This is a genomic window from Pseudoalteromonas citrea (assembly GCF_000238375.3).
GTDB lineage: Bacteria > Pseudomonadota > Gammaproteobacteria > Enterobacterales > Alteromonadaceae > Pseudoalteromonas > Pseudoalteromonas citrea.
Genome location: NZ_AHBZ03000015.1, coordinates 102227 through 128835 on the forward strand (window position 1 = coordinate 102227; position 26609 = coordinate 128835).

Annotated in this window: 25 protein-coding genes; 10 read left to right on the forward strand and 15 right to left on the reverse strand. The window is 41.7% G+C overall.

The features are described 5' to 3' along the window. Positions 1–67 precede the first annotated feature (67 nt). From gltX to proB, 4 genes are all read right to left on the reverse strand, one after another. Entirely contained in the window at positions 68–1552 is a 1485-nt protein-coding gene (gltX, locus tag PCIT_RS07865; RefSeq protein WP_010362521.1) for a glutamate--tRNA ligase, read from the reverse strand. Positions 1553–1648: 96 nt separating this feature from the next. Next, positions 1649–2014, reverse strand: coding sequence for a glutaredoxin family protein (locus tag PCIT_RS07870; protein ID WP_010362520.1), 366 nt, complete (start codon positions 2012–2014; stop codon positions 1649–1651). Positions 2015–2054: 40 nt separating this feature from the next. Next, complete coding sequence (locus PCIT_RS07875) at positions 2055–3029, reverse strand: GGDEF domain-containing protein (RefSeq protein WP_010362519.1); 975 nt, start codon at positions 3027–3029, stop codon at positions 2055–2057. 58 nt (positions 3030–3087) lie between these two features. Further along, complete coding sequence (gene proB, locus PCIT_RS07880; protein ID WP_040696832.1) at positions 3088–4203, reverse strand: glutamate 5-kinase; 1116 nt, start codon at positions 4201–4203, stop codon at positions 3088–3090. 333 nt (positions 4204–4536) lie between these two features. On the opposite strand from proB, the gene PCIT_RS07885 reads away from it, so the two are divergent. Then, on the forward strand, positions 4537–4752 hold the full coding sequence (locus PCIT_RS07885; protein WP_010362517.1) for a hypothetical protein: 216 nt from the start codon (positions 4537–4539) through the stop codon (positions 4750–4752). Position 4753: 1 nt separating this feature from the next. On the opposite strand, the gene PCIT_RS07890 is transcribed toward PCIT_RS07885, so the two are convergent. Next, positions 4754–5254 carry a DUF1543 domain-containing protein gene (locus PCIT_RS07890; RefSeq protein WP_010362516.1) on the reverse strand — a complete coding sequence of 167 codons (501 nt, stop codon included), beginning with the start codon at positions 5252–5254 and terminating at the stop codon, positions 4754–4756. 200 nt (positions 5255–5454) lie between these two features. Between PCIT_RS07890 and PCIT_RS07895 the strand changes: the two genes are divergently transcribed. Next, entirely contained in the window at positions 5455–7110 is a 1656-nt protein-coding gene (locus tag PCIT_RS07895; RefSeq protein ID WP_010362515.1) for an amidohydrolase, read from the forward strand. A gap of 26 nt (positions 7111–7136) precedes the next feature. Here PCIT_RS07895 and PCIT_RS07900 read toward each other — a convergent pair whose 3' ends face one another. Continuing rightward, positions 7137–7349: a YgjV family protein gene (locus PCIT_RS07900; protein ID WP_010362514.1), complete on the reverse strand. Its 213-nt coding sequence runs from the start codon at positions 7347–7349 to the stop codon at positions 7137–7139. A gap of 247 nt (positions 7350–7596) precedes the next feature. Here PCIT_RS07900 and PCIT_RS07905 point away from each other — a divergent pair, with 247 nt between their 5' ends. Continuing rightward, a complete protein-coding gene (locus PCIT_RS07905) occupies positions 7597–8253 on the forward strand; it encodes a Crp/Fnr family transcriptional regulator (RefSeq protein WP_010362513.1) in 657 nt (218 codons plus the stop codon). A gap of 50 nt (positions 8254–8303) precedes the next feature. On the opposite strand, the gene PCIT_RS07910 is transcribed toward PCIT_RS07905, so the two are convergent. Continuing rightward, positions 8304–8867: a phosphoribosyltransferase gene (locus tag PCIT_RS07910; protein WP_010362512.1), complete on the reverse strand. Its 564-nt coding sequence runs from the start codon at positions 8865–8867 to the stop codon at positions 8304–8306. A 300-nt stretch (positions 8868–9167) separates the two neighbouring features. Between PCIT_RS07910 and PCIT_RS07915 the strand changes: the two genes are divergently transcribed. Then, positions 9168–10388 carry a DUF418 domain-containing protein gene (locus PCIT_RS07915; protein ID WP_010362511.1) on the forward strand — a complete coding sequence of 407 codons (1221 nt, stop codon included), beginning with the start codon at positions 9168–9170 and terminating at the stop codon, positions 10386–10388. 63 nt (positions 10389–10451) lie between these two features. Here the strand turns inward: PCIT_RS07915 and parC are convergent, their stop codons facing one another. From parC to nudF, 7 genes are read right to left on the reverse strand one after another with little or no spacing between them, the layout of a single operon-like run. Continuing rightward, positions 10452–12755, reverse strand: a complete 2304-nt coding sequence (parC, locus tag PCIT_RS07920; RefSeq protein WP_010362510.1) for a DNA topoisomerase IV subunit A — start codon at positions 12753–12755, stop codon at positions 10452–10454. Between the two features lie 8 nt (positions 12756–12763). Then, positions 12764–13873: a PQQ-dependent sugar dehydrogenase gene (locus tag PCIT_RS07925; RefSeq protein WP_010362509.1), complete on the reverse strand. Its 1110-nt coding sequence runs from the start codon at positions 13871–13873 to the stop codon at positions 12764–12766. 9 nt (positions 13874–13882) lie between these two features. Further along, positions 13883–15778, reverse strand: a complete 1896-nt coding sequence (parE, locus tag PCIT_RS07930; RefSeq protein ID WP_010362508.1) for a DNA topoisomerase IV subunit B — start codon at positions 15776–15778, stop codon at positions 13883–13885. Between the two features lie 32 nt (positions 15779–15810). After that, complete coding sequence (locus PCIT_RS07935; RefSeq protein WP_010362507.1) at positions 15811–16377, reverse strand: YqiA/YcfP family alpha/beta fold hydrolase; 567 nt, start codon at positions 16375–16377, stop codon at positions 15811–15813. Further along, entirely contained in the window at positions 16362–17135 is a 774-nt protein-coding gene (locus tag PCIT_RS07940) for a metallophosphoesterase family protein (RefSeq protein WP_010362506.1), read from the reverse strand. The genes PCIT_RS07935 and PCIT_RS07940 overlap by 16 nt, the downstream gene beginning before the upstream one ends. Next, positions 17122–17577 (reverse strand): DUF1249 domain-containing protein, encoded by a 456-nt coding sequence (locus tag PCIT_RS07945; RefSeq protein ID WP_010362505.1) that lies wholly within the window; start codon positions 17575–17577, stop codon positions 17122–17124. Before PCIT_RS07945 ends, PCIT_RS07940 begins: the two co-directional genes overlap by 14 nt. Before the next feature lie 23 nt (positions 17578–17600). Continuing rightward, on the reverse strand, positions 17601–18212 hold the full coding sequence (nudF, locus tag PCIT_RS07950) for an ADP-ribose diphosphatase (protein ID WP_010362504.1): 612 nt from the start codon (positions 18210–18212) through the stop codon (positions 17601–17603). A gap of 212 nt (positions 18213–18424) precedes the next feature. On the opposite strand from nudF, the gene tolC reads away from it, so the two are divergent. The 3 genes from tolC (at position 18425) to PCIT_RS07965 (ending at position 21437) form a co-directional block, all read left to right on the forward strand. After that, complete coding sequence (gene tolC, locus PCIT_RS07955) at positions 18425–19771, forward strand: outer membrane channel protein TolC (RefSeq protein WP_010362503.1); 1347 nt, start codon at positions 18425–18427, stop codon at positions 19769–19771. A gap of 117 nt (positions 19772–19888) precedes the next feature. Further along, on the forward strand, positions 19889–20812 hold the full coding sequence (gene lpxL / locus PCIT_RS07960; protein ID WP_010362502.1) for an LpxL/LpxP family Kdo(2)-lipid IV(A) lauroyl/palmitoleoyl acyltransferase: 924 nt from the start codon (positions 19889–19891) through the stop codon (positions 20810–20812). A 19-nt stretch (positions 20813–20831) separates the two neighbouring features. After that, positions 20832–21437 carry a TcpQ domain-containing protein gene (locus PCIT_RS07965; RefSeq protein ID WP_010362501.1) on the forward strand — a complete coding sequence of 202 codons (606 nt, stop codon included), beginning with the start codon at positions 20832–20834 and terminating at the stop codon, positions 21435–21437. A 45-nt stretch (positions 21438–21482) separates the two neighbouring features. Here PCIT_RS07965 and glnE read toward each other — a convergent pair whose 3' ends face one another. Continuing rightward, the gene (gene glnE / locus PCIT_RS07970; RefSeq protein WP_010362500.1) at positions 21483–24287 is read right to left on the reverse strand and encodes a bifunctional [glutamate--ammonia ligase]-adenylyl-L-tyrosine phosphorylase/[glutamate--ammonia-ligase] adenylyltransferase; all 2805 of its coding nucleotides are present in this window, start codon (positions 24285–24287) and stop codon (positions 21483–21485) included. Positions 24288–24367: 80 nt separating this feature from the next. Between glnE and PCIT_RS07975 the strand changes: the two genes are divergently transcribed. The 3 genes from PCIT_RS07975 to rsmE all read left to right on the forward strand — a co-directional run bounded on the left by PCIT_RS07975 (position 24368) and on the right by rsmE (position 26552). Further along, positions 24368–25261 (forward strand): DUF350 domain-containing protein, encoded by an 894-nt coding sequence (locus tag PCIT_RS07975; protein WP_010362499.1) that lies wholly within the window; start codon positions 24368–24370, stop codon positions 25259–25261. 34 nt (positions 25262–25295) lie between these two features. Continuing rightward, positions 25296–25727: a hypothetical protein gene (locus PCIT_RS07980; protein WP_010362498.1), complete on the forward strand. Its 432-nt coding sequence runs from the start codon at positions 25296–25298 to the stop codon at positions 25725–25727. A gap of 90 nt (positions 25728–25817) precedes the next feature. Then, positions 25818–26552, forward strand: coding sequence for a 16S rRNA (uracil(1498)-N(3))-methyltransferase (gene rsmE / locus PCIT_RS07985; protein WP_010362497.1), 735 nt, complete (start codon positions 25818–25820; stop codon positions 26550–26552). Positions 26553–26609 lie beyond the last annotated feature (57 nt).

The following is a 26609-nucleotide window of genomic DNA, read 5'->3' on the forward strand; positions in this document are numbered from 1 at the left end:
ATTTAAGCATAAAAAAAACCACCTAGATTTAAGGTGGCTTTTTAGTTTTAAAATTCAATCAGTTGAATTATGAAGCTGGGTAATCTCTATACGCTTTTTCAAGCTTTTTAGCTTGTTTCTTAGAAACACCAATATGCCCCAAAGCAACACGTAAACGTGCTCTTGATAGGTCTGAGCCTAAGATTTCCATCGCATCTAGTACTGACGTTGACGATGCTTTGCCTGTTACAGCAACAAAAATTGGCTCTAGGAAGTCTTTGATTTTCAATTCATGGAAAGTTGATACTGCTTTGGCAATCGCAAAAATTTCGCTTTTTTCCCAACTACGTAAGCTCTCTAACTCCCAAATAAAGAACTGCAGCGCTTGACGAACAACCTCTTCATCCGCTTTACCCGCAGTCAATAGTGCCGGATCGTATTCTGGGATCCCCCCCACAAAGTGACCGGCTAAATCAACTAAGTCAGACAAAGTATTAATACGCGCTTTCGCTTCAGGTAAAATGCGTGCCAATGTATTGCTGTTAAATTTCCAATCCACAAAACGCTGAATAAGCTGTTCGTCAGTGAGGTTCTCACGGATCCAAAGGCCGTTTAACCAGCTTAGTTTATCAACATCAAATACTGGGCCACCCAGAGAAACTCGTTTCATGTCAAAGTTTTCAATCATTTCTGCCAACGTGAACTTCTCACGTTCATCAGGCATTGACCAACCCATACGACCTAGATAGTTAAGTACAGCCTCAGGTAAAAAGCCCATCTCTTTGTAATAGTTAATTGAAGTGGGGTTCTTACGCTTCGACAATTTAGACTTGTCTGGGTTACGTAACAATGGAAGGTGACCTAATACAGGCGCTTCCCAGCCAAAGTCTTCATATAACTTCAATAGCTTAGGGGCGGAGTTTATCCACTCTTCACCACGGAAAATATGGCTGATCTGCATATGGTGATCATCAACCACATTCGCTAAGAAATAAGTTGGGAAACCATCTGCTTTCAAGAGCACTTGCATATCGACATTTTCCCACGGGATCTCTATTTCATCACGCAGGTAATCATTAAACTTAAAGGTGCCTTCAGCTGGAATCTTCATGCGAATAACATAAGGCTTACCTGCTTCTAGGTTCGCTTTGATTTGCTCTTCGCTTAACAATAGACCACGCCCGTCATATTTAGGACGCAAACCTTCGGCCATTTGCTCTTCTCGCATTTGATCCAGCTCTTCAGATGTCGCGAAACAGTAAAAGGCTTTACCTTGCTCAACTAGCTGGTGTGCATATTTTTTGTATATGTCGCTGCGTTCTGATTGACGGTATGGGCCAAATTCACCACCGACATCAGGGCCATGATCCCACTCAAGACCTAACCAACGTAGGCTATCCATAATCGCTTGTTCTGATTCTGGGGTGCTACGCACTTGGTCCGTATCTTCAATACGTAATACAAATTCCCCGCCTTGCTGCTTAGCAAAACAGTAATTAAAAAGCGCAATATAAGCAGTGCCTAAATGCGGATCACCCGTCGGCGACGGGGCTACACGAGTACGGATAGTCATGTGGATTCTCTTAAATATCAGACAATAAAATATGGGTTGGTATGCTAGCATACCAACCCATATTCTCAAATTTTCTCATTGCTCACTGAGCAGTCATTATGCGGCGTTATCGAGCTTTTGCAGATAACTCACAATGTCATTTGATTCATACAACCAAGTTACTTTGTTATCTTGCTCAATACGCAAACAAGGCACTTTAACTTTGCCACCTTGTTCAGCTAGTTCTTGACGATATTGATCGTTGCCTTTCGCATCACGCGTTTCAATGTTCAATCCTTCTCGCTTAATAGTGCGACGCACTTTCACACAAAAGGGGCAGGCTTTAAATTGATATAATTTAAACTGTGCAGTTTGTACATCAAGCATATTTTGTTGCTCTGGCGAGCGCTTTTTGCTGCTTGGTGTAAAAATAAAATCAAGTAATAAGATGATGCGTCCAAGTAACCAACGTACAAATTTCATATTTTTCCCCATATCTATAATGGGTATATCATATCATAAGCTAAAACAATTCAATATCGCTCTGATTAAGCTCTAACGGCTTAATATCTAAGTCATTAAAATATGTCATTTTATTTCGTCCATGCTGCTTTGAATGATACAAGGCTTGATCAGCCTGATGCACGGCCTCTGAAGTTTGACCAATATCAATCAAGGTCACAAAACCACCGCTTACCGTCACAGTACCAACTTGAGGAAAGCGTGTTGCCGCAATAAGCGCTCGGATCCTATCAAGCCCTTCAAACGCCGTCTCTGCACTCTGACTTGGAAAAAGCACTGCAAATTCTTCACCACCATAGCGAAATACGTAATCTTCTGATCTAAAGTTATTTTTGAGTAACTGTGCCACCAGCAAAATAACCTCATCACCAATCACATGCCCGTATGTATCGTTGACCAACTTAAAGTTATCTATGTCTAACATAGCTAAGTACCAGCATCGCTCAGCATAACCTTGGCGCATTGCTGCGTGATTATCACGCGCAACGACACTTAATACTTTTTCTTCAAATGTCTGGCGATTTAACAGCTGAGAAAGTGGATCTATACAGGCATAATGCAGCGTCGAGAGCTGCTTGACATACACGTTCAATAAATGTGCTATGAGACTTTCAAAAGGTTTAATTGCATCATCACTTGCTTCGATGATCAAAAAGCCGAGTAAATTATTTTCAAATTTAGCCGGAAACACCGATGTGTTTTGATAATGGTGCACCTCAATACTGGGTTTCAGCTTCTTTAATTTCTCCAAGTGCATGGCAATACTATCGTCTGAGAGGGGCGTATAAAGCGAACTAAAAACGACAACTGGTTGGTGTATCGGAGAGAAATGTTTACTAAAAAACAAAGCACTCACATATGATTCTTGAGTCAGAGTACTCAATACTCGATTAAAGCTGCTATCAAGCGCACACTCACTTTTTTGATCTAATAAGCGCGTTGTTAATTCATGACCACATGGTGTAGTTATATTCATCTCAAGCCTCAAAACACTCTTGAGCTTATAGCTTAGACCACCCTGCGTAAATTACGCACTACAATACACATTCTAATAAAACCATATCATCTCTATGAAGTACCTCATAAGATGACTTACACCCTAACTCTGCTTCAATTTGAGAGCTATGCCACCCTTTAATCACGCGTAGCTCACTATCTGAAAAACCACATAAACCTTTCGCGATAATACGGCCGTTCTGATCCTTTACAGTCACTAGATCTCCCCTTTTAAATTGCCCTTGACTCGATGTAACCCCTTTGGCTAACAAACTTGCACCATGATTAATGAGCGCTTCACAGGCGCCTGTATCAATGATCAAGTTACCGGTTGATTTTGGCGCAGAGAGTAACCATTTTTTGCGCCCTTCTACAGGCGCACTAAAACGCAAAAAAGTGGTATTCGGTGCGTCATTATTTATCACTTGAGTAATAACATCAGATTCACTGCCTTTCGCGATAATCGTTTCGACTCCCGCTCTTTGAGCTATATCTGCGGCTTGCAGCTTCGTTGCCATTCCCCCCGTACCTAGACTACTCCCGCTGCCACCAGCCAAAGCGCGTAATTCATCATCCACCTTATGTACCTCAGAAATCAATTGTGCGTCAGGGCAATTTCGAGGGTCTGCTGTAAAAAGTCCAGATTGATCAGTTAACAAGATCAACTTATTTGCATTAGCGAGTATTGCCACCATCGCAGATAAGTTATCGTTATCGCCCACAGTGATTTCAGCGGTCGACACTGCATCATTTTCGTTAATAATAGGCACCACATCGTGATGTAGTAATTCCGTTAGTGTATCTCTAGCTGTTAAATATCGATCTCGATGTTCAACATCTGCGCGTGTAAGCAGCATTTGCGCTACGGAAATATCATATAAGGAAAATAACGTTTGCCACATATGAATAAGCTGCCCCTGTCCAATTGCGGCAAGCATCTGTTTTTCTTTTAATGTTGAACCGCATTGCTTGGTTAATTGCGAGCGACCTGCGGCAACAGCCCCACTTGAAACTAACACGAGTTGATACCCTGCATTTTTTAACTGTACGCACTGCCGCACCAATTCAACCATACGAGGTTTGTTTAATGTTTTTTCCCCAGCGGTTAATACACTGGTACCAAATTTAATTACAACTATATTTTTATTCATCATACCTCCACCCATCCTGCATCATCATTTATAACAAAGCAGATATTTCGTACAAGTAAATTTTGTTCAAGTGTTCCAAAAAACAATAGGCACCTAAATTAAAACAAGCGTTTATGGAAAGGCCTTTGAGTTATAAGGACTGTATGGTTATGGTTAGACAGCACTGACGCCTCTGGGCGTACTAGCTCTGTGCCTTAATCCACGATATGGCTTTGTTATGAACCCCAACTAAACATCGTATGCCAAATCTTATGTGTAAATGGTTGATCAAATGATCCGTATCAAGCTTAAGCATGATAATATGCGCCATAGTGCGAATCAGACAGGAGATTGGCTATGAAAACACACTCAAAACGCAAAGAATTGATCATGTTGCCATTATTACTAGTGGCGATTTTACTCTGTATAGGCGGGCACTTTATTCTTCAACCTAGCTTTCAGGAAAGTAACATTGCGGAATACAGTTTAGCTGCGCTGCCTTTTTTATTGTTCGCCATTGTCATTATTGCGATTAGAATGGCAATAAAAGCAGAGCAACAGGAAGATTCATAATTTATAAAATATGATAGCCATACCAATCTGGTATTAAGGGCTTATGTAGCCCACTTGGCGTCAGTTTTATAAAGTATTGCTCATCTAATAAGTCTATTGCAAAACAATCATCTACGTCATGTAAATTATCTTTATGTAGGTAGCTCATACCTCTTAATAGCTGAGCTTTGGCTTGACTCTTTGCTTCATCAGCACTTTTAGCAACAAACAATGCAAACTCATGTTGCTCCGCGAGGTGTGTTGACTGATACCCTCCCATATTCACAAAATACAGTTTCTCAGCTTGCTCAATAGGCTCTGTGACTAAACTTACTTCATAGCCATGAATATGCGTTATTGCAGTATAGCTGTCCATGTGAACCGCATTTTTCTCTCCAACCCACTGAGCTTTAAGTTTTGGGTAGCACTGTTCAATGCTATCACCAATCACAAACCGTACATCATGCATTTCAATATGACACCCAGCAACTCGGCCACCAAGATAGACCATAAATAATTGCATTCTACCCCCTCCTTTCTCAATGAAGCAGAACAATATCATAGTTATGTGGTTAAGATAGCCCCTTCCTAACCCACAGATACGAAACTGAAACGGACCTCCTTTTAATTACTTAAGGAGTAAAAGGCACAATTTGAGTGAAAAGAAAAACTAAGATATGGTGCTAACAGCATAACTAAACATAATGACAACAAGGCAGGGAAATGAAGATAAAACACCTCGTAAGCTTTGTGATATTTACACTAATGTCTGTCGTGCAAGTGCAAGCAAAAACGACACTCATTCATAATATCAAAGGGTATACACCGACTAATCACCAGGGTCAAAAAGCATTCAGCGTTCTGGTTTTTCGTGAAGGCAAAGTCGTAAAAACAGGTAACGATGAGACGCTCAAGCAATTTCCCCAAGCAATACGTATAGATGGAAAAGGCAAAACCCTGTTACCGGGGCTAATTGATGCACACGGGCACGTGATCGGGCTTGGTAACAATTTGCTACGCCTTGATATCCGAGGAAGCCGCTCAATTGACGAGGTCGGTAGTAAACTCAAAGATTATGCACAAAAAAACCCAACAGGATGGCTTATAGGCCGAGGTTGGGATCAAACATTGTGGCTCGGAGGACAGTTTCCAACAGCGGCAGATCTAGATAAATATATACCAGATAGGCCTGTGGTACTCACCCGGGTGGATGGCCACGCTATTTGGGTAAATACAAAAGCGATGCAAGTAGCAAAAGTGAATGCAAAAACAACCTCTCCAAATGGCGGAGAAATACTGCGCTCGCACAGTAGAGCACCTACAGGGGTGTTTATTGATAAAGCTGAAAATCTTATTAATAAACACATCCCAGCTACCAGTCTCGCACAAAAAGAACGCGCGCTCAAAAGCGCCGGTGAACACTTACTCAGCCTTGGGATCACTTCAACGCATGATGCCGGAATAGACCACGATACATGGAAGCTATATCAAAAACATGCCAAACGTCAGATATTACCACTGCGCATTTACGCTATGCTCGGAGCCAATGACGACAAACTAGAAACAATGCTTGAACATGGTCTCATAAAAGACACTCAAGACTTTTTATCTATTCGCAGCGTTAAAATATATGCAGATGGTGCCCTAGGGAGCCGTGGTGCAGCACTACTGAATGATTACCATGATAGAGAAGGACATCAAGGGTTAATGCTCGAAACACAACCGCACCTAGAATCTCTGCTCGCCCTGAGCTTTAAACATGGATTTAGCGCGCATACCCATGCAATAGGAGATAAAGCCAATCGCATTGTGCTTGATGCTTACGAGAATACTTTTAAAGCCGTCGGTGGTAAGTTATTGAGAAACCGTATCGAGCACGCGCAGATCATTCACCCTGAGGATATACCACGGTTTAAATCTTTGGCTATTATCCCTTCGATGCAGCCTGTTCATGCTACTTCAGATATGACAATGGCTCAGCAGCGCCTAAACGATAATCAACTACTAGGGGCTTATGCTTGGCAAACTTTCTTAAAACAAGGCAGTAAACTCGCATTTGGCTCTGACTACCCTGTTGAGTTAGCAAATCCGTTTCATGGCTTGTATGCGGCAACCACCCGCATGTCTCGAAATGAAAAGCCCAAAGGGGGCTGGCGCTCCGCTGAAAAACTTAACCGTGCACAAGCATTGCGCGCTTTTACACTCGATGCGGCATACAGTGAATTTAGAGAGTACAAAACAGGGAGTTTAGAGCAGGGAAAGTGGGCTGATTTTATCTTAATCGATCGAGATTATTTTACTGTGCCACACGCTGAATTAGATGATATTAAAGTGGAGCAAACTTGGATAGCCGGTGATCTTAAATACCAGCAACCGTAAGATAACTTCAAGCTGTACCTGTGTCGCTACGCTCGGTGCAGCTTAATTAAATGGTAACTATTGACCAAAGCCAGCAAGCCATTGGTCAGTGCGACAGGCCAAGCTTCAATCATCACGCCATATACAGCAAAACATATACATCCGGTTAAATTAAACCACCGTAATTTAACGACATTACTCATCATTAGTGAAATAACTAAAAAAACTGAGGCAATATAGCCTAAATATTCCCAAGTCATTTGTTCTCTCCCAGTAGTTGAGTTAGCATAGTCAGCTGTAAAAAATTATTGTCGGTGTGAATAAGCCTAGAATAAAAAAACTAACTCACAAACCCCTTATAGAATTAGGACTAAGTAAGCTCTAACACGGGAACGGGGGCGTTTGCACTTTAGCAAACTGCAGGTGTGAGTTAGCGAGAAATCAAGGACTTCATGCTATCGTTATTTATCACTAATAAATAGGACAATTGTCCGAAGAGCCATCTAGATGTTTCAATATCACTTTTCAACCGATCTTGTAGAACAATTGCTAAAGTTTGCAGGGAATGGATTTGTACACACTAAAAAAGATGTATTAATCCATCAAGATGAGCCTTTAACTAAACTAATTTTAGTGCGTAGCGGCACGGTATCATTTAGCTATGATGTGGGGAATGGGCGTCGCTTGTTACTCGGGCAACTCGACTGTAACAATACGCTTATCGGCGAAATTGAGGCTTTAAATCAACACCCTTGTATTTACACTGTTACCTGTTTAAGTGAGGTTAAATATAACTTAATTGAGCTTAAACACTGGCGTCAATTGCTGCTAGATCAACCACAGCTGAGCTTGTATACAGCACAATCTATTGCGGCTAAGTTTACCGAAAATCAAAAAATCAACTTAAATAAGTTGCTTTTACCATTGAGTTACAATATTGCTAATGATTGCTTATTGCGTGCTGAGAATAATCACCCAACGATGCTCAGGGCATACCCCACAGTCAACGCCGAAGCTGAACGTTTTGCCACAACTGAACGAGCTTATCGCCGTGTAGTCTCTGAATTAGTCGAAAAAGGCTTAATTGTAAGAAGTAGTGATGGCTTAAAGCCGGTAGATATGGATTTACTCGAAGAGTTTGTAGAGAGCTTCTCGCAAATATAACTTTGAAGTTGTGATGCACAAAAGCGAACTTCTGTGCATCATGCTATATATCACGACTTAAATAAGTCTTGTATATTTGTTAGGTCAGACTTACCCGCAATAATCTCATCTGGCGTTAGCCCTGATAGCTCATGTGGGAATACCAACCACTCATCCGACTCATGAATGTAGTAATCTGGTTTCATCGGTACTTTTGTATTTTTTGGCTTGTAATAAGGGCATGCTACACGAATATCTCGAGGCAAATTCAAGCGCATCAATTCACTTAATTTTTCTTTTAAAGCAAAAATACTGCGACCAGAGTCAAATACATCATCCACGATTAATAATGAGTCATCTGCATCGGCATTTTCAATAATATAATGCAATCCATGTACTTTAATTTCTTTTGACTGCTTACCGATACCATAATAAGAAGACGTACGTACTGCAATATGATCAGTCTCAATTCCTTTATAATCATAGTATTCTTGCACCGCGATACCAATTGGAGCACCCCCTCGCCAAATACCGATGATGAAATCAGGACGGAACCCATCTTCATACACTTGTGCTGCAACACGAAATGAATCTTCTAATAATTGTTGTGCGGTGATATAGCACTTATCTGACATACAAAACCCCGTGGAACTATGCGAAAAAATCGCCAATTGAGATAAGCTAGTTGTATAACAACGTCGCGACTGCATCGCGCCAAAGTCAAACTGGCATAAGTTATAACCGGTAATTTTAGCGCAGATAAATAAAAAATGCTTTAGCTTCTTCTAATCAACTGAAGTCGTTCAATAAATAAGAATAAAACTATGTAATTTTAGCTTTAAGTTTCGTCTTTTACTTATTCTGTCTGTATTTTAATTAGGCACATACTGCGTATACTCTTTAATTCGACACACTATAAAGGAACTATCATCACAATGTCACAAAGCGCATCAACTCCTTTAGAGCCTCAGCAAAGGCTGACCAATTTAGACGTGGTACGCGGTGTTGCACTACTGGGAATTCTATTGATGAATATTCAAGGTTTCTCCCTTCATTTTGCAGCATACTCAAACCCTATGGCACTTGGCCCAATCAACGAAACTGATTACTTAATTTACTATTTAAATCATATCCTTGCCGACCAAAAATTCATGACACTTTTTGCCACATTATTTGGTGTCGGTGTTATTTTAATGACTGAAAAACTAGATGTTAAGGGCGCTAAAACGCGAAAAATACACTTTAAAAGAATGGCAATACTCATGTTTATTGGCCTATTCCATGCTTACTTCCTGTGGTTCGGCGATATCTTGTTTACCTATGCGATTGCAGGCATGATAGTCTATTCAATGCGCAGAAAGTCAGTAAAGTTTTTAATCGTCATTGGGATTGTCTTACTGAGCTTAACCTCACTCACCCTCTATAGTATTGGCATTTCTTTACCCCATATATTAATTGAAGACCCACAAGCAATCACTGATATGAACACATACTGGGCTCCTTCACAGACACAAATAGCAGACGATATAGCTGCCAACCAAATGGGCTGGGTAGCCGCAATGAGCCACCGGATTGCCATGGCAGCTTATATGCAAAGTAACATCCTCTTTTATCTGCCCCGTGTCATTGCCCTGATGTGTATTGGTATGGCCCTTTATAAACTAAACCTATTTGGCAATACGTTAAGTAATAGGCGCTTAGCTGGCTATTGCATTGTATCGCTGAGCGTTGGCATTACTCTAAGCGCTATTGGCATAGAGCAAAATAGTGCATCTGGGTGGCCATTAAAAGCCATGCTTTCAGGCCAGTTATATAATTACTGGGGTAGCGTATTCTCAGCTTTTGCTTACCTTTGTGCGCTTATTCTTTTTTGCCGCAGTGCCATGCTGATTAAACTCAAGCAGCTACTTGCCAACATTGGAAAAATGGCACTCACTAATTATTTAGCACAATCACTTATTTGCTGTTTTATATTTTCAGGCTGGGGTCTCGGTTTATATGGCAGCATGTCTCGCAGTGAGCTTTTATTTGTTGTTGTGGCTGTGTGGGTGTGCCAAATTAGTTTTTCCACTTTATGGATGAACTGGTTTAAGTTTGGCCCTGTTGAGTGGTTATGGCGATGCCTTACTTACTCCCAATGGCAGCCAATCAAATAGTCAGTTAATAACGAAAAAGGCTCACATACGTGAGCCTTTAAAGGTCAAACAATTACGCCGTATTTAATCAGATATCGGCTCTACCCCATCGGCGCTACTGTCTATATTTGCTGTACTTACTTCAATCTCGAACTCATCAACGCGTTGTAAGCCCCTAGGTAGTTTATTTCCACGTCTACCCCGCTCGCCATAATAATGCTCTAAGTCGCTAGGCTTTAATGTTAACTTTCGTTTACCTGCATGAAGTGTTACCGCTGAGCCGGCTGGAACACATGCCAACACTTTCACAAACTCTTCTCGAGCTTGTACTTTGGCACTTGGAATAGAGATAATTTTATTTCCTTTCCCTTTGGCAAGCTTAGGCAGATCACGTAAAGGAAACAGTAACATGCGCCCTTCGTTTGAAATGGCCATACACATATCAGTTGCAACATCATGCACTTCAATCGGCGCAATCAGTTCAGCTCCTTTAGGAACACTTACCAAGGCTTTACCATTTTTATTCTTGCTGATCAGATCTGTAAACTCAGTAATGAATCCATACCCGCCATCAGTTGCCATCAGCAATAAGGTATTATCTTCGCCCATGAGAACATGCTCAAAGTTACACCCAGGTGCAAGATTAAAGCGCCCTGTCATTGGCTCACCCTGGCTCCGTGCAGAAGGTAAACTATGGGCATCGGTAGCAAAAGCACGGCCCGACGTATCTAGGAAAACAGCAGGTTGATTACTTTTTCCTTTGGCTGCGCCTTTATAGGTATCTCCAGAACGATAATTCAGACCCTGAGCATCGATATCATGGCCTTTAGCAACACGCGCCCAGCCTTTTTCTGACAATACAACCGTCACCGCCTCTGATGGGATCAAGTCTTTTTCACTTAACGCTTTCGACTCACCTCGTTCAACCACAGGTGAACGACGCTCATCACCATATAGCTCAGCCGCTTCTTGAATTTCTTTTTTCATGAGGGTCGACATGCGGCGCTCTGATCCAAGTGTTAGTTCTAACTTATCACGCTCTAAACTTAGCTCATCTTGCTCGCCACGGATCTTAACTTCTTCTAGCTTGGCTAAATGGCGTAATTTTAGATCTAAAATCGCTTCAGCTTGACGGTCTGAAAGTGCAAAGCGCGACATCAGCTCCGTTTTTGGCTTTTCTTCGGTGCGAATTATTTCTATCACTTCGTCAATATTTAAAAAGGCGGTCATTAAACCTTCTAAAATATGCAGCCGTGCTAATACTTTATCGAGCCTATGCTGTAAGCGGCGTCGCACCGTATCACGGCGGAAAATCAACCACTCAGATAAGATTTGTAAAATGTCTTTGACTTGCGGGCGACCATCAAGCCCGATCATGTTCAAATTCACACGATAGCTTTTTTCAAGGTCGGTGGTTGCAAATAAATGCGCCATTAATGGTTCAAATTTAATTCGATTTGAACGCGGCACAATCACAATACGGGTTGGGTTTTCATGATCCGATTCATCACGCAAGTCAGCAACCATGGGCAGTTTTTTCGCCGTCATTTGTGCGGCGATCTGCTCTAAAACCTTACCGCCAGAACACTGATGAGGTAATGCCGTAATAACAATTTCACCTTGCTCTTCAGTATAGACTGCACGCATCTTAATCGAGCCACGGCCCGTAGTATAAATCTTTTTGATATCTGCTTTGGGGGTAATGATTTCAGCGTCTGTTGGGTAATCAGGCGCTTTAACAATATCAAGCAGTTCATCTAACGACGTTTTTGGTTTATCTAGCAATAAACAGCTTGCTGCTGCCAACTCTTTGACATTATGCGGTGGAATATCGGTGGCCATACCAACGGCAATACCTGTTACGCCATTTAATAAAATATGCGGTAAACGTGCTGGTAAAACTTTTGGCTCATCCATCGTACCATCAAAGTTAGGCGTCCAATCAACGGTCCCTTGCCCGAGCTCTTTCAGTAAAACTTCAGAAAACTTTGATAACTTAGCTTCGGTATAACGCATTGCGGCAAAAGACTTAGGATCATCCGCAGCGCCCCAGTTACCTTGCCCATCCACCAGCGGGTAGCGGTATGAAAACGGCTGCGCCATTAGTACCATTGCTTCATAACATGCACTATCACCATGCGGGTGATATTTACCTAGAACATCACCTACGGTACGCGCAGACTTTTTATACTTTGCTGACGCAGATAGCCCAAGTTCACTCATCGCATAAATAATACGTCGCTGAACGGGTTTTAAACCATCGCCAATGTGCGGCAAGGCTCGGTCCATGATCACATACATGGAGTAATTCAGGTAAGCGTCTTCTGTAAAACGCCCCATAGTCTGTTGTTCAATGCCTTGTAATGACAAAGCTTGAGGATCAGTCATGTAACACCCTATTTATTGTTATAGCGAATACGATAAATCGCATTTGCATAATCATCCGAAACTAACAAAGAACCATCCGCTAATTCAGCGAATGCAACCGGACGACCTAAGGTTTGCTCTTTAGATAAAAAACCACTCACAAATGGTTCATAGGCAGTAATTTCTCCGCCTTTAATTGTCGCCATCATTACACGGTAGCCTACTTTTTTACTACGATTCCAAGAGCCGTGTTCAGCAACAAACAATTTATTGTGCATCACTTTGGGAAAGTGGCCGCCTCGATAAAAGTGTAAACCTAGCGGTGCTACATGCGCCTGAAGCGCTAGTTTTGGCGCACTAAAGTGCTGAAAGTCAGCGAGGGTTTTATTTTTTGCAAACTCCGGATCAAGCACGCTTCCACCATGAACATAGGGAAAGCCAAAATGTTCTTGTGTTGTGTTCAGTCGATTCAGTTCATCTGGCGGAATATCATCCCCCATCATGTCACGACCATTATCGCTAAACCACAACTTGCCAGTTTTTGGATTAGTATCAAACCCAACAGAGTTTCTAACGCCCTGTGCAATTGTTGTCAGCTTTTTGGTTTCCAGATTCAAAGAAAATATACGACCAAATTGTGGTTCGTCTGCACACACATTACATGCCACCCCGACAGGAATAAGCAGTTCACCATTATCCGCAAAGCGAATAAACTTCCAACCATGATGGCGCTTGTTAGGCAGTTCGTCAAAAACCACTTCATAATTAAACTGCTTGTCAGTACCGTTTAGCTGCTTGTCTACATTAGAAAAGCGAATAACTCTATTTACTTCAGCAACAAACAAATCATCACCTTTCATGGCTAAGCCAGAAGGCATATTCAGCCCATGTGCCAACACTATTTTTTGATCTGCTTTGCCATCTTTATTAGTATCAATTAAAGCATGCACCTTACCTGCTTTACGAGAACCAACATACACAACCCCCGTCGCTGATACAGCCATTTGCCTAGCATTTTCGACGTGTTTTGCGAAGTAGCTAATTTTGTAGCCTTCAGGCAGCGATAACTGTTGTAATAGCGATTGTGCATTAGAAACTGGTACAAACATGCATACCAGCAATGCCAATAAATATTTCATAGCAACTCCCTACGCATCAAACTCTGCTTTATCACCATGATTTTCTAACCAAATTTTGCGGTCACCTGAGCGCTTTTTTGCGAGCAACATATCCATCATTTCCATGGTTTGTTCCGGCTCATCAAGAGTCAACTGTACCAAGCGACGCGTGTTCGGATCCATCGTCGTTTCTCTAAGCTGAAGCGGGTTCATCTCACCTAGCCCTTTGAATCGTTGCACGTTAACTTTACCGCGTTTTTTCTCGGCTTCTATCCGTGCCAACACCCCTTTTTTCTCATCTTCATCTAGGGCGTAATAGACATCTTTACCCACATCAATTCTAAATAATGGCGGCATGGCCACATAAACATGCCCTTTGTTGACAAGCGTTGGGAAATGACGCACAAAGAGCGCGCACAATAAGGTCGCAATATGCAACCCATCCGAGTCAGCATCTGCCAAAATACAGATTTTGCCATATCTTAAACCCGATAAATCTTCTGAATCGGGATCAATACCTAACGCAACTGATATATCATGCACTTCTTGCGACGCTAATATTTGCCCTGACTCAACTTCCCATGTATTTAATATTTTTCCACGTAGTGGCATTATGGCCTGAAACTCTCGGTCTCGAGCTTGTTTTGCAGACCCGCCCGCAGAATCACCTTCCACTAAAAACAGTTCTGAACGCTCGGTTTCAGTGCCAGAACAATCGGTGAGCTTACCCGGTAATGCAGGACCTGAAGTAACTTTTTTACGCACCACTTTTTTAGCTGCGCGCATACGCTTTTGTGCATTGCTAATACACAGTTCAGCCAATAATTCAGCCGTATCGGTATGCTCATTTAGCCATAGGCTAAATGCATCTTTTACGATGCCCGATACAAAGGTGGCACATGAACGTGACGAGAGCTTTTCTTTCGTTTGCCCGGCAAATTGTGGGTCTTGCATTTTAGCTGACAATACATAACTACACTTATCCCAAATATCATCCGGCGTTAATTTAACGCCCCTTGGTAATAAGTTACGGAACTCACAAAACTCTCGCATAGCTTCAAGCAAGCCTTGACGTAAACCGTTAACATGAGTACCACCTTGTGCAGTCGGGATCAAATTCACATAACTTTCTGTGATTGATTCGCCCCCTTCTGGTAGCCAATGTAATGCCCACTCAACTCCTTCAGTAGAACCACTAAAACTGCCTGTAAACGGGCTTTTAGGTAATACCTCAAACCCGCTTGCACTGTCTTTTAGATAGTCTTCAAGGCCAGCCTCATAATGCCACTCTTGCGTTTCTTTGCTTTGTTTATTAATGAGGCGAATTTTTAAACCTGGGCATAATACCGCTTTGGCTTTAAGAATGTGGCATAACTTAGATAAAGAAAAGTTAGCTGAATCGAAGTAGCTCGCATCGGGCCAAAAGTGCACAGATGTGCCGGTGTTTCTTTTACCCACAGTGCCAGTGACTTCAAGATCTTGAACTTTATCACCACTTTCAAATGCCATTTCATGCACTTGACCATCTCGTTTAACGCTGATTTCAACGCGCGTTGATAACGCATTTACTACCGAGATACCAACACCATGCAAACCACCAGAAAATTGATAGTTTTTATTTGAAAATTTACCACCCGCATGCAGTTTTGTCAGTATTAGTTCTACCCCTGGAAGGCCTTCTTCTGGGTGAATATCAACAGGCATACCTCGGCCATCGTCGCAGACTTCTAAAGAGTTATCTTCATGCAAAATAACATCAATTTTGGTAGCGTGGCCCGCAAGCGCTTCATCTACACTGTTGTCTATTACTTCCTGGCCCAAGTGGTTAGGGCGTGTGGTATCGGTATACATGCCAGGTCGACGTTTGACTGGCTCTAAACCATTTAAAACCTCAATCGCTTCTGCGTTATAGTTTTGTTCGCTCATAAATGGGTTCTTTTTATTAAATTCGTTCAGTTTTACGTGATTTCTAAAAAATTGACTATGTCGTCAAAATAGCGCTGAAAAGCCACAAAACTGTGATCTCCAGCAAACTCAATACGCTGCTCACTCGCGCTAAAGTAGTGCACTGCTTGTTGATAGGGTAACACTTCATCCCCCATTTGCTGTAATAGCATTAATAATTTCGGCTGCACTAACCTTGGATAATACAATTGCTCGAGCGCATCCACATGCGCTAACGTTAATTCATAGTGTACCTTTTGATATGGATTATACTGCGCTCCTAAATAATCCGCTAATAAATCAAATGGTTTTACCGAAGGGTTTACTACAACTGCTTTTAATCCGTACAATTGTGACAAATACGTCGCATAATAACCGCCTAAAGAGCTACCAACCAACACAGTATCCGCTTCAATTAGAGCTGCGAGCTGTGTGATAGCAATACGAGGATCAAAGCTCAATCTCGGCGTTAAGTATTCACACTTAAAGGACTGCTCAGTAAGCCACCGCCCTAGCTGTTGAGCTTTTAATGACGCTTCTGAACTGTTAAAACCATGGATATAAATTACCCGTCGAGCCATATTACCTCTGAGTCATACCCGTTCTTATCTAAGTTTATCACGCGTACTGCCGGGCCTAAATTTTGTTGTTGCCACTGCGCAGTGAATTTACTAAATTGAATCGAGGTTGCTGGGGTTGCCATTATATTCATCATTCGATATTCGCTTTGATAATCATTGTGAACATGGCCATGTATTAAACCCACAACCTTATTACTATTAACCAAGCAATTCAGTAACTCAGGTCCATTTTCTAAAATGTGTTTATCTAAATAACCATTTATTGGTATTGGGTGATGGTGACAAAACACCAGTACTTGTTCAGAACCTTGTGCCAATACTTGCTGAAGCTCATTTAAATGAGCTTGTTCACACCACCCTGCAGGGGTCTTGCCTTTAGAGTTAACTAATAAAACATCAGCGCCTTGAATCTGCAAATGTTTGGCCGAATGTATTTGCCCACCTGAAATTGCCTCTAATTCCGTCAATTCATCATGGTTGCCAGGTAACCAAAAAACGGGAACCTGCAATCGTGAGCTCTCTACTAACTCTGCAAATAACTGGTATGAAGCTGTACTATGATCTTGGGTTAAATCGCCCCCAAAAATCACGGCATCAATATCTATGGTTGCCAAAAAACCAAGTGTCTTTTGTAAGTTCTCCGCGGTGTTTACAGAAAAGTATTCACCCGATTTATTACTAAATAAATGGCAATCCGTAATATGGGCAAGCTTGATCCGGGCTTTATCAAAGTAATACTTTTGTTCAAACCATGCCATTATTCACATCCCAGTTCAGCGGTACTCTGCCACTTTCAAGACACGCCATTAGCCAGTCCCCTAAGAAAGCATTTAACTGATATTTTTCATCTTTTTGATGCATACTCGGATTAGGGTAGCCATAAGAAGGCTTTACACGCTGGTGAAAATCATGGTGCACCACTTCAGCGACTTTGGCATCATGATACAAACGAACAGAGAACCGTAATTGAGGTATAAAGTCGCTGATACTAGATGTTTGATTAATTGAAATATCTGTGGTGTATTTCGCGCAGTTATCAATCTCAATGACATACTGAGCATCAGCCAATGTCACTGTGCGTGTTTCACCAACGGCTTCAGGAGGAAGTACCTTTAATACTCGCAAGTAATTACGCTCACATAACGTTATATACTTTGGAAGAGATTGAATGTACCCCTGCGTTGTTACTACTTCACTCAAAGTTAAACCTCAACTTTTTCACATCATGGTGCTAAGACCTTGGCCTTATTTATTGCTAACCATTGTAGACTAATCACTGTTGCAGCGTTATCAATTTCGCCACTATTTAGCCGTGTTATCGCATCATCATATGCCAGAACATGGGTTTTTATATCTTCCCCTTCAGTTTCTAACCCGTAAATGCCGCCCGCCTGTGATAAATCTGTTTCCGCCAAATATAAATACAACCGCTCCGTTGTGCCCCCAGGACTTGATAAATACGACATCATAAAGTGCAGTTTATCTAACTGGAGGCCAGCTTCTTCATGAGCCTCTTTTCGCACAACATGCTCATAGTCAGTAGACCCTTCAGCCATACCTGCAATACACTCAAGAAGCCATGGCGAAGACTTCGTCGCCATGGCGCCAATACGGATTTGCTCTATCAACAACACTGAATCTGTTTTGGGGTCATAAGGAAGTACAGCCACAGCATGACCGCGTTCTAATATTTCTCGGCGAATTGTGTGTGATACCCCACCGGCAAACAACGCATGTTTAAAGTGATAGGCTTGTATTTGGAAAAAGCCTTGGTACACATTTTCAATTGAGCTAATTTCCACATCATGATTGCAAAACTCGCTTAGTGAGGCCATTTATTTTCCTATTTTATTTAAGTCTAGGGTTTAAAAATCATTCATTCGGCCCAATATTTAGCGTCATTAAAAGTAAGGTTTTATGGACCCATTTAACTCTTATATATTCTGTTACACTTGTTGGCTTTGAATTACGTATTTATTTTTTCGTTTCTAAAAAAAACAGGGTAACATGCAGTTAGCATAAAAATTGTCTAAGGACTGAACGAAAAATGAAAAAAAGCTTATTATCACTTTTTGTTGGTTTGTCTTGCGCATTAACCAGCAGCCTAACGTACGCAGAAGATCTGCTTCAAGTATACGATATTGCCACAGCCAATGACCCTGTTGTACTCAAAGCAAAAGCACAGGCTGATGCGCAAAAGTTTGCTCAAGATAGCGCGCTTGGAGCCTTATTACCACAACTTGGATTTAGTGCAGGGTACACTCAAGTAGACTCTGATGGTTTTTCTGGAGTTCAAACTGATGCAACTGGCTATACCATAGGAAGTGGCTTTACAGACACATTCAGCCGAAGCCTTTCGCTCAGTCAAACTATTTTTGATATGTCAGTTTGGGAAGCGCTAAGCATCGCAGAAAAACGTGCTATCCAAGCAAGTACACAATATGAACTTGCCCAACAAGAGCTCGTCGTTCGTATTGCACAAGGTTATTTTGACGTACTAAGTGCACTTGATAACTTGGAGTTTGTACAAGCTGAGAAACGTGCTATCGAGCGCCAGCTAGAACAAACCAAACAGCGTTATGAAGTTGGTCTAACGGCCATTACTGATGTACATGAAGCGCAAGCTCGGTTTGACCGAGCTGTCGCAAATGAAATTGTGGCAACCAATGATGTTGAAACAGCACGTGAAGCGCTGCGTACAATTACGGGTAAATACCACAACAAACTTGATTCACTGAATACTGAAACGTTCTCAACGGTATCTCCTAGTCGAAAAGCGACTGATTTTGTAGAAATAGCAAAAGATAAGAATTTATCACTCGCGATTTCAAAAGCCAGTTTAGATATTGCCGATGATCAAATAAAGCAAGCTCAGGCCGGTCATTATCCAACATTAAGCCTAAACGCAAGCTACGGAGATTCACTAACTGACTCTAACGGCAAACTTCACAAACCTCGTGAAGATCAAACATCGGTTGGTATAACGTTTAATGTACCAATTTATTCAGGTGGCCGCACCTTGGCTGCAACGGAGCAAGCCCGTGCACTATATGTTGGTGCAAGTGAAGATTTAGAAGCGAGTATGCGTGAAGTAACTCGTTCAGTGATCACCTCATACAACCAAGTAATGTCAAACGTTGCAACTTATAGAGCACTAGAGCAAGCTGTTATTTCAGCAGAAAGTGCTTTACAAGCAACCGAAGCAGGCTTTGAAGTAGGTACTCGTACCATTGTTGACGTATTAATTAGTACACAGAACCTCTATGATGCAAAACGAAACGTAGCGAATTTACGTTACCAATATGTACTTTCTTCATTACGACTGAAGCAAGCTGCTGGTACGCTGTCTCGTAATGACTTAGAAGCCATTAATAAAGGGCTTACCCAGGGCTAATTCATTACAATTAGTAATCCATAAGTAGTATATTTATAGAGCCGGCCTAGCCGGCTTTTGTATTTTTTAGCACATATAGATAAACTACTCCCATATTAGCAGTGAGAGAAAAGTTTAGTGGTCAAAAACCCCCCTTTCAAATCCGCATTTTTAGCACCTAAGTATTGGTTAACTTGGTTAGGTGTACTGTGCCTGTATACAATTTCTTGGTTACCTCAAAAGGTGCAATTTATACTCGGCAAGGGGTTAGGGAGGCTAGTACATCGCTTTTTGAAAAAGCGCCGTCATATTGCAGAAGTGAACGTTAAGTTGTGCTTCCCAGATCTTAGCGATGAAGAACGCGCAAAGATGGTACTTCAAAATATGGAGAATACTGGCCTTGCCACGTTAGAAACAAGTATGGCTTGGTGGTGGCCCCAGTGGCGTATAAATCGAGTGATCGGTTCGATTTCAGGTATTGAGCATATTCTATCAGTACAAGATAGCGGCAAAGGTGTGCTCTTACTCGTGCCACATATGCTTCACCTCGAAATGCTTGGCCGTATCTTAGGCGTAGAGCAACCCGGCATTGGTTTTTATCGGCCACACAATAATGCGTTAATGGAGTACTTCATGACTAAAGGCCGACTCAGATCCAATGAATTTCTGATCGGCAAACGCGATGTGAAAGGTTTATTACAGGCACTCAAGAACAAAAAATTATGCTACTACTTACCGGATCAAGATTACGGAAGAAATCGCTGCGAGTTTGCGCCTTTCTTCCAAGTCCCTGATGCTGCAAATACCACTGGTACATTACTGTTTGCAAACAGCAAAAATTGTGAAACATTAAGCTTAAGTGGTGTCAGAGATAATAAGGGTCAGTATCATTTGACGATATATCCGGCATTGGAGAACTTTCCAAGTGACGTAGCAAATGATGATGTTCGACGCGTTAATTCTCGTATGGAGCACTCTATCATGCAAGCACCAGAGCAGTACATGTGGCTGCACCGTCGCTTTAAAACCCGTGCTGACGAAAACGCACCATCCTATTATTAATTATTGAGCATGTGAGACTATGGCCAAAAAAAATAAAACGCTTTCATCTGTGTTCTTTTGGGTAAAGCACCTTTCACTCGGCATTATGCTTGTTTGGGCTGCCTATTACTTTTTATATGGCGCTTTACCTAAAATGGATATGAAGCAATCTACTAATGCTGCCGCACAAGGCTTATCACAGTTTTATGAGAGCTTTAAAAATAGAGTTAATAATAGAGACACTGAGCGAGAACAATTTGTCATCGATATTGGCAAACCCACTTTCCCCCTGGACGATGCGCTCGCTCAGCGAGGCTTAGTTGTAAAACCTTCGAGTCAAAACTGGACGGGAGAAGTCGCTCCTCGACGTTTTGAAATGGGGAATACCCTCAAAAGTGCTTTATCATCCTACGCAAAGAAAGAGAATATAGAGCTATTTTGGTATCTGGAACGAGACTATGTTGTAAAGCATAACTTTCGTGTCGATACCGATTTCGTGTCTACCTTATATCAAGTTGGCACAGCCATTAATGATGACTTTGAGTATGAAGTGTACACCTTTTTCTGCCACCGGCAACGTGCTGCAATCATTACCAAAAAGCCATCACAATTTGTGCGAGAAAACTGCCGTCGGCTAACCAATTAATTAAATACTGATGCTGACTTTAACTTAAAGCTCAGTATCAGTTAATTAGCTTTGCAAACGACTCTCATACACCACACGAACCCCTTCAGAAAGTAAGCTAAAGCTGTCTGTTTTTGTTACACATCGCCCTTGTTGGTCTAGGCTTTGTTGGTGGTAACTGTCTCGATATAAACAATAAGCATCGGTTAAAAGCTGCTTCTCTTCCTGAGTCAATATTCCATCTCGTTCCGCATATTCAAAAATACGAATGTTATCTGTATAACGCGTTAGCTCATTCGAATGGTGACTGTGATTTAATACTAAAAATTGCGCAACAAACTCAATATCAGTCATACCACCGCGGCCTTGTTTCAAATCAAATAGCGAGTCAGAATCTTGAGACAAGTGTAAACGCATTTTTTCTCGCATTTGCGATACATCGTCCCTCAGCTTCTCGCTGTCACGAGCTTGCCTTAAGATACAATTCCTGATCTCATCAAAACGCAGCTGCATACTTGGTTCAGCTAAAACCATTCTCGCACGCACCAGAGCTTGATGCTCCCACGTCCAAGCTTGAGTTTGCTGGTAGTTAAAGTAACTCTCTAAATTAATGGCAAGAAGCCCTGAATTCCCTTCTGGCCGCAGTCGCGTATCCAACTCATATAAAATGCCTGATGCCGTTTTAGTATTAAACAAATGCATTAAGCGCTGTGCTAACTTAAGATAAAATTGCCGCGATGAAATAGACTTAACCCCATCGGTATCACTGTCACCATCACGATTATGTACAAAAACCAAATCAAGATCTGAGTCATAACCAAGCTCTAGCCCGCCCGCTTTGCCATAGGCAATTACAGCAAAGCCTTTCTCAGCCTCAGTAGCACCAGTTGGTTTACCATAACGGGTTTTCATTTGTTGCCATGCTAGGTCTACAGCTTGCGCAATTATTGATTCTGCCAATGCGGTTAGATGATTGCTTACTTGAGTGACACTGATTACCCCAGTTGCATCTGCTGCAGCAATACGTAATTGATGGGTTTGTTTAAACTGTCGTAAAGCTTCCATTTGTAGCTCTAAATCGTCAGGTTCTATACGCAAAAATTGATGTCTAATTTCATCTTTATAGGCCGATAATGGCAGCGGTTTATACAACGCAGCAGGATCTAATAACTCATCAAGTAAAATAGGGTATTTCGCTATATGCTCTGCAATCCACCGACTATGGCCACATAAATTAATTAACTGCTTCAGTGCACCTTGGTTTTCATACAGTAACTCTAGATATGTGGTGCGAGAAACCACCGTGCTAATAACCTTAAGAACATGATTAAAAACATCAAACGATGCTTTTTTTGTCACTAACAGTTCCAATAAATGAGGCATGAGTTTATCGAGTATATCCCGGCCTCTCGCACCCATTTGTCGCTTGCGTAAACCAGTTTTAAACTCATCAAGCTTTATCGCCCATTGCTGCACCATATCCTCTGTAAAGTCATCATCAAAGCTTGAAAAATCACTTTCTAACCAAGCGAAAGCATAGCTTTCTTCACAAGGGTTTTGTTCTTGTGGTTGTTCACCAATAACCAAAGCAAATTCTTCTCGTACCGATTTCATTATTTGTTCAATACCATCGAGGCTTTCTTTAAAGTCGATTTTACCAAGCAAGCAGTTCAAACGTTCCACATCCAAACCTGTGTCTGGAAGTGTTTGCGTTTGCTGATCATCAAATGCCTGTAGATACTGTTCCACTTGTCGTAAAAACAAATAGTTACTTTCTAATAATTGTGCGGTCTCAACGGGCAATACTTCCGAGAACTTTAGTTGCTTAAGTGCCCCTAATAATGAAGGTGTTTGTAAAGCAACATCACGGCCGCCTCGTACCATTTGCAGCGCCTGAATAATAAACTCGACTTCTCTAATGCCACCAGCACCCAGCTTGATATTATTAATAAGCCCCTTACGCCTGACTTCTTGCGCAATCATTTGCTTCATTTTACGGAGTGATTCGATGACTGAAAAATCGATGTAACGTCGATACACAAAAGGCCGGAGTAACTTTTTAAAGTCATCACTGTACGAGGTATTAGGGCCCAATACTCTCGCTTTGAGCATCGCGTAACGCTCCCATTCCCGCCCTTGATCTTGATAATAATCTTCCATGGCGGCAAAGCTCATCACCAACGGGCCGCTCTCGCCAAATGGCCGCAATCGCATATCAACGCGAAATACCTGCCCATCGACCGTTACTTGATCCAATGCTGCAATGAGCTTGCGTGCCACCTTGGTGTAAAAAACTTGCGCTTCATATTGCTTGCGCCCACCGCTGGTCGCCACATTTTTGGGGTAGGTAAAGATTAAGTCGATATCGGATGAAAAATTTAATTCTCCCCCGCCCAGTTTACCCATGCCGAGCACAAGCATAGGTAATTCATTGCCAACCTCATCACAGGGAAAGCCACATTGTTTTGCCGTTTGAGCAAATGCCCAACAATTCGCTGCATTAATTAAGCATTCCGACAACTTTGAGATATAGGCAATACTGTCAGCAATCTCATTGTGACAAATAAAGTCTAGCCACATCACCTTTAACCAGTATTTTTGCCGATATCTGCGCAATAATTGAAAGCAATCCTGCTCACTGAGTGTTGCTAACTCCTCTGGTAATGGCGCAGGCGTCTCACGCTGTAACATTTGCTCATGATCCAATAACCACTCGCCAAGTTCAGGCTGCTGCTGCAATAGCCGAAATGCAAAATCACTCAGAGCCATTAATGTCGCTAAAGGCTGTTCAATATCTTGCTGTGGATATATGCCATACCAGCGCTTATTTGCTAATTGTTGTAAAACTGAAGGCAACTCACGGTGTGACATAAAAAATCTCCATTGCTTGGTGGCTCAATAAGTTGGGAGTCGTTATAGTAATAACATTCATAACCAACAGTACAGTGCCCATGAGTTATTTGTCTCTTACTAATATCAACTTTTTTGCCATTATTAGCAGCTTCCTCGTTATTTGCTTAGTGGTTGTGGCACTGCGTTTGGTTGTGCAATACAAGGCAAAGCAAGTATTACATGAAGAAATAGCCAAAAGAGATAACTTTGCTTTAGGCATTAATTATGCTTGCCAAATTGCAGTTATTTGTATCAGTATTGCTTACTTGTTTGATGATATCAGCATGGCAACCGCGCAAAAACAACCGTTACACGCAACCTTATTATTAGTGCTCATATTAGCCTATATCTGGGCGGGTCAATACATACATAGAAAATGGATATTATATAAATTTAACGAAAGCCAGGCCATTTTAAAGCAGAATATCTGCGCAGCTTTGGTTGACTCAGGTATGCTCATTGCCAATTGTATTTTAGTGCTCGCTTTGTATCACTGGGTACACCCAAGTGGCATTAGTGACTTGCTTGTTGTTACACTGGGTTTTGTATTGCTACAAGGTATTTTTGCCTTAGACAGTAAATTACGTGAAAGCCGCTTTGCGAAGGTGAACCAAGGTGCATCATTACAACAAAACTTTAACTTGGCGAATACGTCTATTGGGATACGCTATGCAGGTAAAACGATAGGCTTATCTTTAGCCATCTACGCAGGTTTACATAGCGCTCCATACCATGGAGCAACTGTTGTTGAAAACCTATTTTCAATTGTTTTGCATTGTGGGGCAATGTGGGCACTCCTTTACATCGCCAGTACTATTTTACTCCATTTATCATTACCTAAAGTAAATATAGGATTAGAAGTTGATCATCAAGATAACATTGGCGTCGCTTGTTTAGAATTTGCTGTTTTCGCAGCAATAGGCTATTTACTTATAAACATGTTTTCTGTGTAGTCTGCAATTGGATAAGACTTCACAAGGTGGAGCTATGTCAATTAACCTCGACAATTTTTTATTGGTTGATAGTAACTCAGAGTTTAGCCGAGAGTTCACAGAGTATCTAAAAGCCAACAATCAAGCCGATAATCTAATCGTTGCGGGCGATAACACTCGCCATTTAGTAAAAATGATGTTTGATAACCTCATTAGTGATTATAGCTACTGTGACTTTGCAAATGAAATCAGCGTGTCTGAGTTAGCGACATATCTGCATGAACACCATAAAATCCAAGGGGTGCTAATTTCTTCTGTTGATTACCATTTAGCCAATGAGGCACAGTTGTTTATTCTTGACTCACTGCACCCAAAACGTTATTTGGTAGAACAAACAGCTAATGGCTACCAATATACATTGATATCATCTCATGGACATAATAACCATTTGTCTTGCAACTTTAGTGAAAGTGAAGATATTACCTAACATCGTTCGTTTACATCGTTTTGAGAATGACTAGACGACGGCGTCACGAACGCTTAATATTGGCGCATTCCCCGTTATATCAGGACATTTATGCGCGTTCCACATATCTACCAACCATCAAGCATTACCTTAAAGACTCCCCTTTACCTAGATGATGATGCCGCAGGTCACATTGCCCGTGTATTGCGTATGAAAGTGGGTGAGCAAGTTTCCCTGTTTAACAATCAAGGCGGTGAATACTTGTGTGAGATCTCCGAAATAACGAAAAAGAAAGTCAGTGTTACACCCATTAAATTTGAAGATAAAGACTGTGAATCGCCGCTGCACGTGCACTTAGGGCAAGGTATTTCTCGCGGTGATAAGATGGATTTTACGATTCAAAAAGCAGTCGAATTAGGTATCTCAGAAATCACCCCTTTGTTCACTACCCGTTGCGGCGTGAAACTTTCTGGGGAACGCTTACAAAAAAAACATCAACAATGGCAAAAAATAGCCATTGCTGCAGCGGAGCAATCTGGACGAAATACCATCACGACCATCCATCCCCCCATCGAACTACATGAATGGTTAGCACAGGACAGTGACGCACTTAAACTGACTTTACACCCTCGAGCACAGCACAGTATAAAAACACTACCAAAACCCGAACAAGGCATTCGCTTTGTGGTAGGTCCTGAAGGGGGATTTACCGATCCTGAGATGGAGAACACCACAGAGCAGGGATTTATTGATGTGCGATTAGGGCCGAGGGTATTACGTACTGAAACAGCCGCTTTGACAGTACTCAGCGCATTACAATTGCAATTTGGTGATTTAGCTCTTTAATTTTTTCTGACGACCCCCATATCACAGATAAATAATTCTAAGGTAAATAATAGGTAT

Bases quoted from the DNA above. Each gene is read 5' to 3' on its own strand.
- gltX (WP_010362521.1), bottom strand. From the start codon at position 1,552: ATGACTATCCGTACTCGTGTAGCCCCGTCGCCGACGGGTGATCCGCAT.
- PCIT_RS07870 (WP_010362520.1), bottom strand. From the start codon at position 2,014: ATGAAATTTGTACGTTGGTTACTTGGACGCATCATCTTATTACTTGAT.
- PCIT_RS07875 (WP_010362519.1), bottom strand. From the start codon at position 3,029: ATGAATATAACTACACCATGTGGTCATGAATTAACAACGCGCTTATTA.
- proB (WP_040696832.1), bottom strand. From the start codon at position 4,203: ATGATGAATAAAAATATAGTTGTAATTAAATTTGGTACCAGTGTATTA.
- PCIT_RS07885 (WP_010362517.1), top strand. From the start codon at position 4,537: ATGAAAACACACTCAAAACGCAAAGAATTGATCATGTTGCCATTATTA.
- PCIT_RS07890 (WP_010362516.1), bottom strand. From the start codon at position 5,254: ATGCAATTATTTATGGTCTATCTTGGTGGCCGAGTTGCTGGGTGTCAT.
- PCIT_RS07895 (WP_010362515.1), top strand. From the start codon at position 5,455: ATGAAGATAAAACACCTCGTAAGCTTTGTGATATTTACACTAATGTCT.
- PCIT_RS07900 (WP_010362514.1), bottom strand. From the start codon at position 7,349: ATGACTTGGGAATATTTAGGCTATATTGCCTCAGTTTTTTTAGTTATT.
- PCIT_RS07905 (WP_010362513.1), top strand. From the start codon at position 7,597: ATGTTTCAATATCACTTTTCAACCGATCTTGTAGAACAATTGCTAAAG.
- PCIT_RS07910 (WP_010362512.1), bottom strand. From the start codon at position 8,867: ATGTCAGATAAGTGCTATATCACCGCACAACAATTATTAGAAGATTCA.
- PCIT_RS07915 (WP_010362511.1), top strand. From the start codon at position 9,168: ATGTCACAAAGCGCATCAACTCCTTTAGAGCCTCAGCAAAGGCTGACC.
- parC (WP_010362510.1), bottom strand. From the start codon at position 12,755: ATGACTGATCCTCAAGCTTTGTCATTACAAGGCATTGAACAACAGACT.
- PCIT_RS07925 (WP_010362509.1), bottom strand. From the start codon at position 13,873: ATGAAATATTTATTGGCATTGCTGGTATGCATGTTTGTACCAGTTTCT.
- parE (WP_010362508.1), bottom strand. From the start codon at position 15,778: ATGAGCGAACAAAACTATAACGCAGAAGCGATTGAGGTTTTAAATGGT.
- PCIT_RS07935 (WP_010362507.1), bottom strand. From the start codon at position 16,377: ATGGCTCGACGGGTAATTTATATCCATGGTTTTAACAGTTCAGAAGCG.
- PCIT_RS07940 (WP_010362506.1), bottom strand. From the start codon at position 17,135: ATGGCATGGTTTGAACAAAAGTATTACTTTGATAAAGCCCGGATCAAG.
- nudF (WP_010362504.1), bottom strand. From the start codon at position 18,212: ATGGCCTCACTAAGCGAGTTTTGCAATCATGATGTGGAAATTAGCTCA.
- tolC (WP_010362503.1), top strand. From the start codon at position 18,425: ATGAAAAAAAGCTTATTATCACTTTTTGTTGGTTTGTCTTGCGCATTA.
- PCIT_RS07965 (WP_010362501.1), top strand. From the start codon at position 20,832: ATGGCCAAAAAAAATAAAACGCTTTCATCTGTGTTCTTTTGGGTAAAG.
- glnE (WP_010362500.1), bottom strand. From the start codon at position 24,287: ATGTCACACCGTGAGTTGCCTTCAGTTTTACAACAATTAGCAAATAAG.
- PCIT_RS07975 (WP_010362499.1), top strand. From the start codon at position 24,368: ATGAGTTATTTGTCTCTTACTAATATCAACTTTTTTGCCATTATTAGC.
- PCIT_RS07980 (WP_010362498.1), top strand. From the start codon at position 25,296: ATGTCAATTAACCTCGACAATTTTTTATTGGTTGATAGTAACTCAGAG.
- rsmE (WP_010362497.1), top strand. From the start codon at position 25,818: ATGCGCGTTCCACATATCTACCAACCATCAAGCATTACCTTAAAGACT.